General features: G+C 45.5%; 12 protein-coding genes and 1 riboswitch. Of the genes, 2 read left to right on the forward strand and 10 right to left on the reverse strand.

What is annotated here, in order from left to right:
• Positions 1 to 41 precede the first annotated feature (41 nt).
• The 3 genes from pnuC to T499_RS0108315 form a co-directional block, all read right to left on the reverse strand.
• On the reverse strand, positions 42 to 626 hold the full coding sequence (gene pnuC / locus T499_RS0108300; protein WP_033150606.1) for a nicotinamide riboside transporter PnuC: 585 nt from the start codon (positions 624 to 626) through the stop codon (positions 42 to 44).
• A complete protein-coding gene (locus tag T499_RS0108305; protein WP_033150607.1) occupies positions 626 to 2,977 on the reverse strand; it encodes a TonB-dependent receptor in 2,352 nt (783 codons plus the stop codon). Before T499_RS0108305 ends, pnuC begins: the two co-directional genes overlap by 1 nt.
• 39 nt (positions 2,978 to 3,016) lie before the next feature.
• Positions 3,017 to 3,112: riboswitch (TPP riboswitch) on the reverse strand.
• Positions 3,113 to 3,272: 160 nt separating this feature from the next.
• Positions 3,273 to 5,009 (reverse strand): Na/Pi cotransporter family protein, encoded by a 1,737-nt coding sequence (locus T499_RS0108315; RefSeq protein WP_013065023.1) that lies wholly within the window; start codon positions 5,007 to 5,009, stop codon positions 3,273 to 3,275.
• A 124-nt stretch (positions 5,010 to 5,133) separates the two neighbouring features.
• Here T499_RS0108315 and T499_RS0108320 point away from each other — a divergent pair, with 124 nt between their 5' ends.
• Positions 5,134 to 6,795, forward strand: coding sequence for a nucleoside kinase (locus tag T499_RS0108320; RefSeq protein WP_033150609.1), 1,662 nt, complete (start codon positions 5,134 to 5,136; stop codon positions 6,793 to 6,795).
• On the opposite strand, the gene polA is transcribed toward T499_RS0108320, so the two are convergent.
• On the reverse strand, positions 6,796 to 9,561 hold the full coding sequence (polA, locus tag T499_RS0108325) for a DNA polymerase I (protein WP_033150610.1): 2,766 nt from the start codon (positions 9,559 to 9,561) through the stop codon (positions 6,796 to 6,798). It lies immediately after the preceding gene.
• An 87-nt stretch (positions 9,562 to 9,648) separates the two neighbouring features.
• Here polA and T499_RS0108330 point away from each other — a divergent pair, with 87 nt between their 5' ends.
• Positions 9,649 to 10,623: a polyprenyl synthetase family protein gene (locus T499_RS0108330; protein ID WP_033150611.1), complete on the forward strand. Its 975-nt coding sequence runs from the start codon at positions 9,649 to 9,651 to the stop codon at positions 10,621 to 10,623.
• A 114-nt stretch (positions 10,624 to 10,737) separates the two neighbouring features.
• Here the strand turns inward: T499_RS0108330 and deoC are convergent, their stop codons facing one another.
• The 6 genes from deoC to T499_RS0108360 form a co-directional block, all read right to left on the reverse strand.
• Entirely contained in the window at positions 10,738 to 11,673 is a 936-nt protein-coding gene (deoC, locus tag T499_RS0108335; RefSeq protein WP_033150612.1) for a deoxyribose-phosphate aldolase, read from the reverse strand.
• Between the two features lie 29 nt (positions 11,674 to 11,702).
• Complete coding sequence (locus T499_RS0108340; protein ID WP_013063304.1) at positions 11,703 to 12,029, reverse strand: nucleotide pyrophosphohydrolase; 327 nt, start codon at positions 12,027 to 12,029, stop codon at positions 11,703 to 11,705.
• Entirely contained in the window at positions 12,026 to 12,274 is a 249-nt protein-coding gene (locus T499_RS0108345; RefSeq protein WP_033150613.1) for a DUF4181 domain-containing protein, read from the reverse strand. The genes T499_RS0108340 and T499_RS0108345 overlap by 4 nt, the downstream gene beginning before the upstream one ends.
• A 3-nt stretch (positions 12,275 to 12,277) precedes the next feature.
• Complete coding sequence (gene dtd, locus T499_RS0108350; protein ID WP_033150614.1) at positions 12,278 to 12,730, reverse strand: D-aminoacyl-tRNA deacylase; 453 nt, start codon at positions 12,728 to 12,730, stop codon at positions 12,278 to 12,280.
• A gap of 322 nt (positions 12,731 to 13,052) precedes the next feature.
• On the reverse strand, positions 13,053 to 14,885 hold the full coding sequence (uvrC, locus tag T499_RS0108355) for an excinuclease ABC subunit UvrC (protein ID WP_033150615.1): 1,833 nt from the start codon (positions 14,883 to 14,885) through the stop codon (positions 13,053 to 13,055).
• 105 nt (positions 14,886 to 14,990) lie between these two features.
• Positions 14,991 to 15,518, reverse strand: a complete 528-nt coding sequence (locus tag T499_RS0108360) for an adenine phosphoribosyltransferase (protein WP_013063527.1) — start codon at positions 15,516 to 15,518, stop codon at positions 14,991 to 14,993.
• Positions 15,519 to 15,543: the final 25 nt, after the last annotated feature.

A 15,543-nucleotide genomic window follows, 5' to 3' on the forward strand; every position in this document is an offset into this window, starting at 1 on the left:
AAAAACGTGGCAGATAGCCAAATTATATTGCAAAAAACCGCTCAAATAGGGCGATTATCTGTCATTCGTTTCCATTTTTTGTAGCCAAAAATGGCAATAACTACATAAAGTGCATAAAGACCGGCTTTGAAAGGAATGTCCTTATAGAAGTAAAGAACACAGGTTACAACGTCGACAGCAATCCAGATGAACCATTGTTCCAGGTATTTATGAGCCAAGGCCCAGATACCAACAATGCTGAGGGCTGTAGTAAAACTGTCGGCTGCTGGAACGTTACTGTTGGTAAAGGTGATCAGCAGCCAATAAATAATGCCCCAGATGGCCAGAATAACAGCCAACCAAGGGATTATCAGTCGGCGTGGGAATCGCGTGATAGGCAGCTCTTTCTTCTCGGCCGAACCGTGTACCCATTTCCAATAGCCGTAAACGGTCATCGAAAGATAATAGAACTCCATGCCGCAATCGGCATAGAGTCCTTTTTGATAGTATAGCACAATGCCTAAGGCCTGCATCAGAAATCCTACAAACCAAAGCCATACGCTGGCGCGATACTCGAACAGGATATAGAGCAGTCCGAGTAACGTGGTAGTGATGTCGAGCCAGTGTGCTGAAATAAATTCTGCCATTAGAATCGGAGTGTTACATTACCCATCATTGTAAAGCCTGCCATAGGAATGAATCCAATCTGATAGTAGCGGTTCTCGTTGGGATGACCGTATTCTTCAACGATGCTTGAATATACCCAGCCATTGGCGGCATAGCGACGATTGAAGATGTTGTTGAAATTCAGATCGAAGATGCACTCCTTGATGCCCTTGTTGGGCTTCCAGGTGTAGCTGATGTTGGCATCAGAAGCTGAGTAGCAAGGCAGCGAACGATCAGCGTTCTCTGTATTATCCAGGTACTGACGGCTTACAAAATTGGTGTGCCATACAGCCTGCAAACCATTCCAATGCAGGTTTACAAAACCGTTCAGGATGGTTGAGGGAGAGAAAGCAAGTGTAGAGTTGTCGTAGTGGATAGTGCGGAACGACTCTTCCCAGTTAACGCTGGCCACCTCGTCGAAGTCTTTGATTTTATTCTTGCTGAGTGAAGCATTACCCTCAATGCTGAGCCAAGAGGTAACATCTACCCCACCCTGGATTTCTACGCCCATACGGTATGAGTCTTTGATGTTTGTGGTAAGATCCTCGCCAATATCACTCTTCTCGCCAGTCTGTACAAACTGGTTGGTGTAGTCCATGTAATAAAGGTTTACACCAAAGCGGAAGATGTCGTTGTTAAAGGTGTAACCCAACTCGTAATCTAACAGGCTTTCGGCCTTAGGGAATGGCTTTGCGCCATTATCTGTAAAGTTATTACGTTCTGGTTCGCGGTGGCTAAGTGCTACCGATCCGTAAACGCGGTGATTGTTCAGATTCCAAGAGAAACCGGCCTTGGGGTTCAGGAAACGATACTTCTGATCGATATCGAGGCGCTGGTTGTAATAGCTGCTGCCCTCTTCGTAGAACTTATCGTTAATACCGTTACTTTCGTACTGTACGTAGCGATACTGCAGGTCGCCGAAGATATCCCACTGCTCGTTGATGTGGTAAGCAGCCTTTACAAAGGCGCTACCATCAAACTTGGTGGCATCAGAATCGTAGTATTTGTAGTCGCCATTAGACATGTATTTCTTTCGTACATCATCGTTGGCAATATAGGTAACATATCCAAAGTGATTGCCATCGAACTCCTGGAGCGACATGCCGCCGATAACATCCCATGCATCGTTCTTGTAGTTTGCATTCCAGATAAAGCCGTAAGTGTTCTGGCTCAGTCCTTTCTGGCGCACGAAGTCGGTCTTTTTAACGCCGCTGTAGGTCATGCCAAACTTCTTCAGCTTGTTTTGAGGACGGAACTCGTTATAATAGCCGTAGCCGTAAGTGTAGTGCAGCGAACCTGAAATGCTCCAGTTGTCGTTGATATCGTAGGCTGCTGAAAGGATGTTGTGGTTCTGCCAGAAGTTATCGGTGGTTTTGTTCCAATAGCTGCCGTCGTTCAGCTGATAGCGCGCTGTGGGATAGTTGCCGTTGGCATCTTTATCGTAACCAGTCAGGTATTCGTAAAGCGAATTGTATTTGCCCAGACCTGCATTCCACATATCCTTGTAGGTTTTGATGCCAGTGTTGATACCGTAAGTTCCGTCCATCAGACTCATATCGTTGTCGCCTGCTGTTACGCCGTTCCAAGCCTGACCGGTTTTTTCAAAGTTTCCGATGTTCTTATAACGAATCTGGAACTTGTCGCCAATCCAGGTGAGTCCGCCATAGTAAGAACCGCTGCGTCCGCTGGTTCCATGGATAAATCCATCAGTATTGGTCTCGTGATAGGCACCATCAAAAATCAGATGATTCCACAGTAAACCTGTTGAGAACTTTCCACCTACATTGAATGTGTTGAATGAGCCGTATGATACTGACACTTCTCCCCCAGCCTTCTGATTTGGAATGGCTGAAGCGAGTGCTACAGTTCCGCCAAAGGCGCCATCACCGTTGGTTGATGTGCCTACACCGCGCTGAATCTGTACACTACCTAACAGCGAACCGTAAGAGTTCATGTTGGCCCAGAAAACACACTGATCTTCAGGCGAATTCAGGGGTACCCCATCCAGTGTTACGTTGATGCGCGAATCGCCTGCACCGCGAATGCGCATATAAGTTGTACCTGTGCCCAGTCCGTTCTCGCTCCAAGCCAGTACACCCGGAGTCTGCGAAAAGAGGAAAGGCAATTCTTTTCCTGTGTTCGAGAAAGCGTTAAGCTCCTTTTTCTTGATGTTTGCTACTGCAAATGGTGCATTTTTCTGTGTCCTGACACCTTTTACTACAATTTCGTTCAGCGCTTCTACCTGTGTAGAATCGTAGAGGGCTGCTTTACGCTGTGCGTTTGCGCCTGCTGCACACACTAATGCAGCCATTCCTAAAACAAATCTTTTCATACTACAATAGTACCAATAATTAATAATGTTAAGGGGGTGTTTGTTGTCTGCTATCCATCCCTACGCTGGCATAATCCAGATCAGGTTAGAGGGTATCATCTCAGCCTACACTCGTAGGCACCCCTTGATAATTGGTTGCAAAGGTAATGATATTTTCTATAAAAGCCATACTTTTATGGTATATTTTTATGTTTTACCAGTTGGAAAGGATGGTTTTCTCATAAAGAAACTGCCAGTTCCCGCCTGAGGAACTGACAGTTTCTGCCTTTAAAACCAATCGTTATCGGATTGTTGTTTATCTAAGACCCATTCTTGCCTCAACTACGTTAACTACATAGTCGCCCAGCTTCTCACACTCGTTAATCAGGTCCATATAAATGGTACCAACGGCGTAAGTGTACTCGCGGTTGTTAACATCGTTGATGTTCTGCGACTTGAGCTGGTCGCGGAAGTTATTGATTTCGTGCTCGATATTGAAAGTGCGGTTTACATCGAACGACTCCTTGCGGCCCATCATCAGTCGGTTCATCTGTGAGAGCGACTGATCGGTGAGCTCCATCATCTGATGGATGTGGTCGTACTGCTTCTCGTTAAAGTGATCCTGTTTGCCGTTGTACTTTCTCGAAATGGTACGAGCCATGTTGAAACAGGCATCTCCAATACTCTCTAACTCGCTGATTTCGCGTAACATAGCACGAATCTTGGCCTTTGAGTCGTCTGATAGGTGAGCATCGCTCACGGAGTTAAGATAGTTGGCAATCTCAATCTCCATATTATCGCTGATGCCTTCGTATTTCTCAATGCGGGTGTAGAGCTTGTTAAACTCAGAGTCGCGATTATCCTTCTTACTGCTTGAGCTTGACGAGAGGGTGAGCAGTTCGCGAACCATATTGAACATACGCTGCATACGATCCGAGAACGACTGGATTTCCTTCTGTGCCTCGAGCACCGAAAGCTCTGGTGTTTTCATGAAGCCGGCAGTAATAAAGTGCAAGCGGAAGTCCTCTTCCTCGTCAACCTTCTTAGGCTTGATAACCCAGCATACAAAGCGCTCAATCTGTGGGATAAACCAAATAAGAATAAAGGTGTTAGCCACGTTAAAGCAGGTATGGAAGGCTGCCAGCACAAAGCTTAGTTTGGCGGCGTTGGCCAGGAATACGCTTGTTGTAACGGCATCTTTAGTCATGTTTACATCGTAGCCCACCATGCCGCAAACGGCGTCGATGAACGGACGGAACACAAACAGAATCCAAACCACACCGAACACGTTGAAGAACATGTGGGCGAGGGCAGCTCTACGGGCCTGAGTATTGGCCGATAGGGCAGCGAGGTTTGAGGTAATGGTGGTTCCGATATTTTCACCCATAACCAATGCAATACCCTGATAGATAGGTAGAGCGCCGCTAGAACAGAGAATCATGGTGATGGCCATAACTGCTGCCGACGACTGTACGCAGAAGGTAAGTACGCCGCCTAAGAACAGGAATATCAGCGTGGTGAAGAACGAATCTGGATCGAACGACGCAAAGAAGTCGAGTAGGGCCTGATTTTCGCCCAAATGCATTTCTGTGCCTGTCATTCTCAGAGTACCCAGTCCCATCAGCAGGAACGATAGTCCGAACAGGAAATCGCCGATATAGCGGTATCTTTTCTGATAAATCAGTATGATGCCCAGGAAGAATGCTGGATAAACAGCGCTGGTAATATCGAACGACATACCGGCCGACATAATCCAGGCGGTAAGGGTGGTTCCGATGTTGGCACCCATGATAACCGAAATTGCTTGTGCCAAGGTTAACAAGCCCGCATTAACAAACGAAACAGTCATCACAGTGGTGGCTGTTGATGACTGTACTGAAGCTGTAACAAGCATACCTGTAAGCATGCCGGTAAAGCGATTGGTTGTCATCGCACCTAACACATGGCGTAATTGTGGACCCGCCATCTTCTGCAATGCTTCACTCATCGACTTCATACCGAACATCAATAGCGCAAGCGATCCCAGGAGTTTGAAAATAATCCAGATTGACATAAAAATCGTATCTATATTTAGTAATTCGGGGACAAAGATAAAAAAAAACTCTGAAATGTAAGTTAAGATTTCAGAAAAATGTTATCTTTGCAGACAAAATAATTAAAAACTCAATTTAAGGCTTATGGAGAAGTTAGTAAAAATACATATTGTAAATAACGATAAAGATGTAGAGGTTCCTGTAGGATCTACTATCGAAGATGTATATGCTTTGTCGGGTGTTGAGATCGAGCACGGTCCCATCTCGGCACACGTAAATAATAAGGTAGAGGGTATGCACTACCGCTTGTACAAGCAGAAACAGGTTGAGTTTCTCGACATCTGTTCGTCGAGTGGTTCGCGTGCTTATACTCGCAGTTTGTTCTTTGTGCTTTGCAAGGCTGTGCACGATTTGTTTACGCCCTGTAAGGTGTCTATTGATATCCCTGTATCAAATGGCTATTTTGTAAACCTGTCAATTGGTCGTCCAATCTCGCTGGATGATGTGGGTGCCATCCGTCGCCGTATGCAGGAAATCATCGATGCCGCCTTACCCATACATCGTTACGAAACCACTACCGAAGAGGCTATCAGGATGTTCGACATTCTGCATAACCGTTCGAAGGTAAAACTGTTGAAGTCTACAGGCAGACTGTACACAACTTATTATGAGATAGATGGTTACATAGATTATTACTACGGTGCTCTGCTCACGAACACCAAGCAGCTTTACTTGTTTGGACTTGAGAAGTATTTTGATGGTTTGCTGTTGCGTTTGCCATCGCGCGAGCATCCTAACGAGTTGGGCGAGATGTTGCATCAGGATAAGATGTTCGGCATCTTTAAGGAGCACCATCAGTGGCAGGATATCTTAGGTTTGCGAACCATCGGCGACCTGAACGAGACTATCATGAATGGCCATTCGTCGGAGCTCATACAGATTAGCGAGGCGCTGCAGGAAAAGAAGATTGCTAATATTGCCGACGAGATTGCCCAGCGTAAGGGCGTTAAACTGGTGCTGATAGCTGGTCCTTCGTCATCGGGTAAAACTACTACCTGTAAGCGTCTTAGCGTGCAGTTGGCCGTAAATGGTATCCATCCCGTTGGTATATCGCTGGATGATTATTTCCTCGACCGCGAGCAAACGCCAAAAGATGATAAGGGCGATTACGATTTTGAGCACCTGCATGCCTTGAATCTGCCGTTGCTTAACGAGCAGCTTTCGGCATTGTTCAGAGGCGAGGAGGTAGAGTTGCCTCGCTATAACTTCCAGAAGGGAAAGAGCGAGTGGAGTGGTAAGAAACTGCAGTTGAAAGGTAACGAAGTGCTGGTAGTAGAAGGTATCCATGCCTTGAATCCAGAGTTGACTTCGGAGATTCCCAACGATCAGATTTTCCGTGTCTATGCTTCGGCCCTTACTACTATTCTGCTCGATAATCACAACTATATCCCAACTACCGATAACCGCCTGCTGCGCCGTATTATCCGCGACTACAAGTATCGTGGTGTGAGTGCTCAGGAGAGTATTCGCAGGTGGCCAAGCGTTAGGGCAGGGGAGAACAAGTGGATTTTCCCCTTCCAGGAGAATGCCGATGCGATGTTTAACACCGCTATGCTGTTCGAACTGGCTGTGATTAAGAGTCAGGCTGAGCCGCTGTTAGAGCAGGTTCCAGAAAATTCGAAGGAACATGCAGAGGCTTATCGCCTGCTGAAGTTCCTTCGCTATATCCGTCCCATTCCTGAGACTCAGATTCCACCAACGTCGCTGCTTCGCGAGTTCCTTGGCGGATCATCGTTTAATTACTAACTAGTGCGCCTCAAGCCAGTTCTTGCCAAAGCCGGAATCGGCCACCAGGGGTACGCTTAAGTTCAGGGCATTCTGCATCTCTTGGAGCACGATGCCCTCTACTTTTTCCTTCTCATCTGGGTACACCGAGAAGTTTAATTCGTCGTGTACCTGCAGAATCATTTTAGAGCGTATTCCTTCGGCCTTAAAGCGCTTGTAGATGCGAATCATAGCCACCTTGATAATATCAGCAGCAGTGCCCTGAATTGGGGCGTTGATGGCATTTCGCTCAGCAAAGCCGCGAACGGTAGCATTGTGGCTGTTAATATCTGGCAGATAGCGGCGACGACCGAATAGGGTAGTAACGTAACCCTTCTCGCGAGCCACTTCTTTAGATTTTTCCATATAATCGTGTACCTGTGGGAAGGTGTCGAAGTAGCCGTCTATCAGCATCTTAGCTTCGTCGCGAGGGATGTCCAGACGCTCAGCAAGTCCAAATACGGTGATACCGTAGATGATACCGAAGTTGGCGCGTTTCGATTTGGTTCGCTCGTCGCGTGTAACCTCTTCGATAGGCTTTTTGTAGATGTTGGCAGCTGTGGCGGCATGCAAATCCTTACCCTCGCTAAACACTTTTATCATCTCTGCGTCCTGCGAGAGATGAGCCATAACGCGCAGCTCAATCTGACTATAGTCGGCTGAAAAGAACAGACAACCTGGTTCTGGAATGAATGCCTTTCGGATTTCCTTGCCATCCTCACCACGAATGGGGATATTCTGCAGGTTGGGATCGGACGATGACAAGCGACCGGTAGCGGTAATCGTTTGATTAAACGAGGTGTGGATATGACCGGTTTTGGGGTTAATAAGCTTAGGTAGGGCATCGATATAGGTGCCTATCAGCTTCTTTAACCCTCTGTGTTCCAATATGTCTGCAACTATCTCATGCTTATTTCGCAGCTGCTGCAAAACTTCTTCCGAGGTAACATACTGTCCTGTTTTAGTTTTCTTGGCCTTCTCTACTATCTTAAGTTTGTCGAAGAGTATCTCACCAACTTGCTTTGGCGATGCGATGTTAAACTGTTCGCCTGCCAGCTCGTAGATACGAGCTTCGATTTCGTTCATGCGGTTGGTGAATTGTTTTGACGTTTCGGCCAGCGAATCAGTATCCAAACAAACACCATTCAACTCCATTTCTGCCAGTACAGGCATTAGTGGCATCTCTATATTATAGAATAGGTCTTCGCACTTGGCCTTCTTCAACTCTGGTTCCAGTTTGTTCTTCAGTCGGAGTGTGATATCAGCATCCTCGGCGGCATACTCGTAAACCTGTGAGGGTAGGAGAGAGCGCATCGATTTCTGGTTCTTACCTTTTGGGCCGATGAGTTCTTCGATGTGGATGGTTTGATAGTTCAGATAGATCTCAGCCATGTAGTCCATGTTATGATGCAGTTCGGGCTGGATGAGATAGTGGGCTATCATCGTGTCCCACATTTTTCCTTTCAGTTCGATGTCGTAATTTCTGAGCACTTCGAGGTCGTACTTCAAATTTTGACCAATTTTTAAAATTTCGGGGTTCTCGTATGCGGGTTTAAAGATATTAACAATTTGCAACGCTTCTTCACGATTGGCTGGAATGGGCACGTAAAATGCCTCGAATTCCTTTACGGCGAAGCTTAAACCTACCAATTCTGCGTCGATAGCGCTGGTTGAAGTGGTCTCCGTGTCTAGACTGAGAATTTTGTTTGTCAAGAAATAATCACAAAGTTTCTTCAAATCCTCCTGATTTTCAACGAGTTTGTAGTTGTGAGGCGTAGTTTTTAGCGTCTCAAAACTCGTGTTTTCGTTCACAGCTTGCCCGTCGGTCGCAAATTCTGCAAAGAGATCGAGTTGCTGATTTACGACTTTTTGCGGTTTTTGGCTTTTTTTAAGAACTCTGTCTGCGAAGCTCTTCATCTCCAGTTCTGTGAGCAATTTACTCAATTCGTCCTCGTTTGGCTCCACGAGTTTCAAATTTTCCATATCGAGCTCGATGGGCACATCGGTTTTGATGGTTGCTAGGAAGTAACTCATCTTGATGTCCTCAACATGCTGCTCAACTTTTTCGCGGAGCTTACCTTTTATTTCTGACGAACGTGCCAACAACTGTTCGATGCTTCCGAACTCGTCGATGAGTTTAGCGGCAGTTTTCTCGCCAACACCAGGACAGCCCGGGAAGTTATCGGCCGAGTCGCCCATCAACGCCAATAAGTCAATTACTGCCATAGGCGAGGGGATGTTATATTTCTCGCAAACCTCCTTTGGTCCCATTGTTTCATAACCGCCTCCATGACGCGGACGGTAAATGAATACATTGTCGCGTACCAGCTGTCCGTAGTCCTTATCAGGTGTCAGCATATAGGTTTCAACACCGATGGAACCGGCTTTTTCGGCCAAAGTACCAATTACATCATCGGCTTCGAAGCCATCTACTTGCAGGATGGGTATGCGGTATGCTTTAAGCAGATCTTTAATGATAGGAACTGCCTTTCGGATATCTTCGGGTGTTTCTTCGCGCTGGGCTTTATAGGCAGGGAAAGCCTCGCTGCGGAACGTAGGACCATGGGGGTCGAATGCTACGCCGATATGGGTTGGTTTCTCTTTGGTGAGCACCTCGTTCAGCGTGTTCAGGAATCCCATGATAGCACTCGTATTCAGGCCCTTCGAGTTGATTCGCGGGTTTTTGATAAACGCATAATAGCTGCGATAAATGAGCGCGTAAGCGTCTAAAAGGAACAATTTCTGCATAACTTTCTTAATTTTCGCCTCAAAATTACCAAATTATTTTTTAATAACGGAATTATTTGTTATTTTTGTGCCAAAATTCTGATAATGATGGATTATTTATCGACTATTAGAAAGCCAATCGATGGTGATATGAACAACTTTGTTGAGTTGTTTAAACAGAGTTTGACTCATGGTGAGGGTATGCTTGAGCAGATACTGAAGCATATCCGCGAAAGGGGAGGGAAGCGTATGCGCCCCATGCTGGTTTTCCTTACGGCCAGAAACCTTGGTGAGATATCGGATGTTACACAGAACGCTGCCCTTGGATTAGAGTTGCTGCATACAGCCAGTTTGGTTCACGACGATGTGGTGGATGAGAGTTCTGAGCGTCGCGGTCAGCCTTCAGTAAACGCAGCTTATAATAATAAGGTGGCTGTGCTAGTGGGCGATTATATCCTTTCTACCGCTCTGTTGCGTGTGGCGCTTTCTGATAATCATAGAATCGTACAACATCTGGCCGAGCTCGGCCGTAAGTTAGCCGCAGGCGAGGTGCTTCAGTTGTCGAATATTTCGAATCAGGAAATCTCGGAAGATGTTTATTATCAGGTAATTGACCAGAAAACGGCTGTATTGTTCGAGTCGTGTTGTATCCTTGGCGCCATCTCTGTTGGTGCATCCGAAGAGATGATCGAAAAAGCTGCAAAATTCGGACATAATGTGGGTATGATATTCCAGATTCGCGACGATATTTTTGATTATTACGATTCTGCCGAAATTGGTAAGCCAACTGGTAATGATATGTTGGAGGGTAAGCTTACTTTACCTATTATCTATTCGCTTACACACTATTCTTCTTCTGCTATGTTAACGCTGGCTAAGAAGGTAAAGGCAGGTACTATTAATAAGGATGAAATTGCTGTTCTTATCGAGTTTGCTAAGCAGTATGGTGGTATTAAATATGCCGAAAAAAAGATGGAAGAGTTTGCCCGCGAGGCTCGTACTTTTATCGATGAATGTGTGAAACCTGAGCTTCAGGATTCGTTTAAGGCTTATCTCGATTACGTTATTCAGCGAAATAAATAGGGTGGTATGCCCTCAGTTCTTATACGAAAGTACTCCAGTCCTAGTATTAAAGGACTGGAGTACTTTGGTTAAAGGACTGCAGTCCTCCGTAAGAAGGACTGAGTCTATCACTAATTAGAAGAATTTTACCTCTTCGCCAATCACCTCGCTCAACAGCAGGTTGGCCAGGCGTGATGTACCCATGCGGAACATCTGGTTGGTAAGCCATTTCTCGCCCAGGACCTCTTTTACGATGGTGTAGTATATCAATGCGTCCATCACGCTGTTAAGGCCTCCAGCGGGCTTAAAACCAATCATAATGCCTGTCTGGTCGTAGTACTCCTTAATAGCCTGGCACATCACGTAGGCAGCCTCTGGTGTTGCAGCGGGTTCCAGCTTGCCTGTTGAGGTTTTGATATAGTCGGCGCCGGCGTACATAGCCAGTATTGATGCGGTCTTGATGTTCTGTGCAGTCTTCAGGCAACCAGTCTCCAGGATAACCTTCAGTTTGGCATCGCCACACGCCTCTTTTATCTGCTGTATCTCGTCGATACAGGTCTCGTAATCGCCTGAAAGGAATGCACCTACGCTCAGTACCATATCAATTTCGGTAGCGCCATCCTTAACAGCCAGACCGGTCTCGATGGTTTTAACCTCGATAAGAGCCTGTGATGAGGGGAACGAGCCAGATACGCAAGCTACCTCAACACCTTCGATCTCAAGTGTCTCAGAAACCACTTTTGCAAAGCGTGGATACACGCAGATGGTGGCTACGTGGGGTAGGTTAGGGTACTGCTCTTCGAACTGGTTTACGCGCTCGGTAAAGGCCAGTACGCTCTCGTCGCTATCGGTAGTTTTCAGAGTGGTGAGTTCCACGCTACCCATCAGGAATTTCTTTACCTCAAGGGTATCGTTCTCGGCTACTTTCTCGGCAATGATTGTCTTCACTGCTTCTTTCACTTCCTCGTCGGTAATGTCGAGGTTGTACTTACTCAGAGCCTCTTCCATGCGGCTCTTCTGAGGCATCTCAAAGTGGTGATGATGCTCGTGCTCGTGCTTGTGTTCTGCCATAATTGCTTGTTGTTATATTGTTAAAACTGTTATGCTTTTAATTTCTCGTTGTGTATGTGGCGAAGCGAATCGCGCTGGGTCTTTTTCTCGATGGATTTCTGCAACTCTTCAGTCAGATCTACGCCTGTCTGATTGGCCAGACAGAGCAGTACCCAAAGGATATCGGCCATCTCTTCGCCCAGATTATCTTTCTCGCCTTCTTTAAAGCTCTGATCGCCGTACTTGCGGGCCATCACACGGGCCAGTTCGCCTACTTCTTCAGTCAAAACAGCCATATTTGTCAGTTCCGAAAAGTAGCGTACGCCATATTCTTTTATCCAGCGGTCAACCGCCTCTTGTGCTTCTTTTATCGTCATTTTGCCATTACCATTTGAATGATTAGTAAGAAGATGCAGATGAGCAGAATTACGATATACTGCTTGTTTTCGCGCTCGTATTCCTTCCAGTGGAAGGCTTTATAGAGAAATACTGCTAGGAACATCAGCAATCCCACGCCGCATGGCCAGGCTCCGATGGCGTAGTTTTTTACCATCGAAAGTACTACGCCGATAATCAGGAGTAGGGCACTCGCCAGTTCTAGTTCTTTCAGATATCTCTTCATCTATTATTCCTTGTTTTTTGTGTCCATGCAGATGGTTACAGGACCGTCGTTAAGCAGTTCTACTTTCATATCGGCGCCGAATTCGCCTGTGGCAACCTGCTTGCCGATGGCCTCTGACAGCTGTGTGCAGAAGGCCTGGTAGAGTGGGATGGAGTGTTCGTGAGAGCCTGCACGGAACCATGAAGGGCGATTGCCCTTTTTGTAGCTTGCGTACAGTGTGAACTGGCTGACTACCAGACAGTTGCCGTCAATATCGAGTATCGAACGGTTCATTACATCGTTCTCATCGCCAAACACGCGCAGATTGGCTATCTTTTTTACCAGCCAATCCACATCTTCCATTGAGTCTTCATCGCAAATGCCCAACAGAATCAGGTAGCCCTGGTCTATCTGTCCATTTACTTTGCCCTCGATGGTAACGCTGGCGTGGGTAACGCGTTGTATAACTGCTCTCATTACTTTTCTTTATTTTGCCGCAAAGATACGATAAATAGCTGAATTATCCAAATTTTATTTTGTTCAATTTCTACTTTGTGACTTTTGACTTTGTGACATTAAGGGGGTGCCATTAGCAAAGAATGGGTAAAACTATAGTTTTATAATTATATATAATTATAATATATTATATATTACTATTTATCATAATACTTTTATTTCCCCATTCTCTAATTTCTGCATTTTGTATGATGCTTAATGTCACAAAATCACAGTCACAAAGTTCAGTTTTATAAACGTGCTGTTTGGGTATTGCTAATGTATTGTTTGCCCTTGCCGAACGCTATATTTCCTCTTTGTGAAAATGCTGGTAGATAATTTGTGCCTTGGCTGGGCCGATTATCTCGGATAGGGTAGGTAGTTCGGCCTCGCGTATCTTTTTAACCGATTTAAGGGCATTTAGAAGCTCGTCACGCGTTTTTGGTCCGATTCCTTTGATATCATCCAACTCTGAGTGTAAAGCGCGCTTAGAACGCTTGTCTCGATGGAAAGTGATAGCAAAGCGGTGAACCTCATCCTGTATCTGCGTGAGTACATGAAAGAGTTCAGATTCTACCTTTAGGGCAATCTTCATTGGAGGGAATCCGTACAGCAGTTCGTTGGTGCGGTGACGATCGTCTTTAGCTAGTCCGGCGATAGGTATATCCAGGTTCAGTTCGTCCTGAATTACCTCGCGGATTACCTCCATTTGTCCTTTACCACCATCGGCTATAATCAGGTCGGGTAGGGGCTGCTCTTCTTCAATCAATCGCGAATATCGACGATGCACTACCTCTTTCATTGATGCATAATCATCTGGACCAACTACTGTCTTGATGTTATAGCGCTTATAATCGCTTTTCGAAGGCTTCATTTTCTTGAAAACAATGCAAGCAGCAACGGCATCGGTACCCGAAATGTTTGAGTTGTCGAAGCATTCAATCTGGTAGGGTAGTGAGGGCAGATGCAACTTGTCCTGCAGTTCTTTCATCAGTCGTGTTTGTTTTTGTTCGGGATTCAGTTTTTCGGCCTGCTTTAAGCGGTCGAATTTATACTCCTTACAGTTCATCATAGAGAGGTCTAACAGCATCTTTTTATCGCCCAATTTGGGTATGGTAAACTTCACGCCTTCTAGCTCTACATCTACTTCTTTTTGCACGATGATTTCTTTAGAATCGCTCTTAAATCGTTCTCTGATTTCTACGATACCTAACTGCAGTAGTTCTTCGTCGGTCTCGTTCAGTTTCTTTTTATATTCGATTGTAAAACTCTGGTTGATGCTGCCGTTTGATACGTGAATATAGTTGATGAATGCCATCTTTTCGTCGGATGTAATCGTAAATACGTCCACTTTATCGATGGTTTGACTAACTACCTGACTCTTGCTAACAAAGCCGTCGAGTGCCAGATACTTACGTTTTACTTCTTCGGCCTCCTCGAATCTCAGTTCTTCTGAGAGTCGGAGCATCTCGTCTTTTAAATCCCTCAATACCTCTCGAGTATTTCCTTTCAGGATCTCACGTGCTTGAGCGATGTTCTTTTGATAATCCTCGTAGGTCTGTTTGCCTACGCAGGGGCCTTTACATTTCTTGATGTGATAGTCTAAACAAACGCGATATCTTCCGCTTTCAACGCCCTCTTTTGTGATGGGCTGGCGGCATGTACGTGGCTGATACAGCTCTTTTATCAGATTCAGCACATCGTACATAGCGCTTACTTTGGCGTAAGGTCCGTAATAAGATCCCCAATGTTTGTTGATGGTACGTGTTTTAAAGATGCGTGGGAAGAATTCGTTGGTGATGACGATAGAAGGGTAGGTTTTACCGTCCTTCAGTAATACGTTATAGCGAGGATTGTATTTCTTTATGAGCGAATTTTCTAAGAGTAGGGCATCCTCTTCGGTATTTACTACGGTGTAGCTGATATCGAATATCTTGCTGACGAGTACTTTTGTTTTGAATCTGTCTACTTCGGTATGAAAGTAACTCGATACTCTGTTTTTTAAACTTTTCGCCTTTCCTACGTAGATGATGGTGCGCTCCTCGTCGTAAAACTGATAGCTGCCAGGTTTGTCTGGCAACCTACGTACGATACCCTTCAGATATTCTAATCGCTTTTCGTTTTCTTCCTTCGTCATCTTTGTTTGCGCGTTTTGTTTTGTGTACCTTTTTAATTTAGCAGTCCCGCGAATCCTTAGTGTTTAAAGGTGTTTCGCGGGACTGTGTTTCACGTGGAACAATTATTAGATAGTGAGTAACGTTGTCAGGTCAATGCCTTTAAACTCGTCTCTACCATGTAATCCCTCGTCTGTAATTTCAATTATAAAATTGATGAATACCTTCTTGGGGTGGAAGTGCTGTACAAGTTTGTAAGCAGCCTTGGCGGTTCCGCCTGTTGCTAACAGATCATCGTGAATCAGAACCACATCGTCGGGCTCGATAGAATCGATGTGCATCTCGATGGTATCTACACCATATTCCTTAGAGAATGATTCTTTGATAACTGTAGCGGGCAGCTTTCCTGGTTTTCTTGCCATCACGAAACCGCAACCTAATCTGGCTGCGAGGGCAGCACCAAGGATGAAACCGCGACTTTCGATACCAACAATCTTGGTGATGCCTTTATCTTTGTAAAGCTCCACCAATTCATCCATCATAATCTTCATGCACTCGGCATTCTTGTAGAGTGTAGTAACATCTCTGAAGTTGATGCCCTTCTTTGGGAAATCTGGTATGCAACGCAGATTGTCAATCAATGTTTTGTTGTTCATAATCAGTGAGTTATGCTTGTTTGTT

This window comes from Prevotella sp. RM4 (genome assembly GCF_000701965.1).
Lineage (GTDB): Bacteria > Bacteroidota > Bacteroidia > Bacteroidales > Bacteroidaceae > Prevotella > Prevotella ruminicola.

Excerpts from the sequence above, each read along its gene's own strand:
- T499_RS0108360 (WP_013063527.1), bottom strand. The coding sequence starts at position 15,518 with ATGAACAACAAAACATTGATTGACAATCTGCGTTGCATACCAGATTTC.
- T499_RS0108330 (WP_033150611.1), top strand. The coding sequence starts at position 9,649 with ATGGATTATTTATCGACTATTAGAAAGCCAATCGATGGTGATATGAAC.
- dtd (WP_033150614.1), bottom strand. The coding sequence starts at position 12,730 with ATGAGAGCAGTTATACAACGCGTTACCCACGCCAGCGTTACCATCGAG.
- polA (WP_033150610.1), bottom strand. The coding sequence starts at position 9,561 with ATGCAGAAATTGTTCCTTTTAGACGCTTACGCGCTCATTTATCGCAGC.
- T499_RS0108320 (WP_033150609.1), top strand. The coding sequence starts at position 5,134 with ATGGAGAAGTTAGTAAAAATACATATTGTAAATAACGATAAAGATGTA.
- uvrC (WP_033150615.1), bottom strand. The coding sequence starts at position 14,885 with ATGACGAAGGAAGAAAACGAAAAGCGATTAGAATATCTGAAGGGTATC.
- deoC (WP_033150612.1), bottom strand. The coding sequence starts at position 11,673 with ATGGCAGAACACAAGCACGAGCACGAGCATCATCACCACTTTGAGATG.
- pnuC (WP_033150606.1), bottom strand. The coding sequence starts at position 626 with ATGGCAGAATTTATTTCAGCACACTGGCTCGACATCACTACCACGTTA.
- T499_RS0108315 (WP_013065023.1), bottom strand. The coding sequence starts at position 5,009 with ATGTCAATCTGGATTATTTTCAAACTCCTGGGATCGCTTGCGCTATTG.
- T499_RS0108340 (WP_013063304.1), bottom strand. The coding sequence starts at position 12,029 with ATGACGATAAAAGAAGCACAAGAGGCGGTTGACCGCTGGATAAAAGAA.
- T499_RS0108345 (WP_033150613.1), bottom strand. The coding sequence starts at position 12,274 with ATGAAGAGATATCTGAAAGAACTAGAACTGGCGAGTGCCCTACTCCTG.
- T499_RS0108305 (WP_033150607.1), bottom strand. The coding sequence starts at position 2,977 with ATGAAAAGATTTGTTTTAGGAATGGCTGCATTAGTGTGTGCAGCAGGC.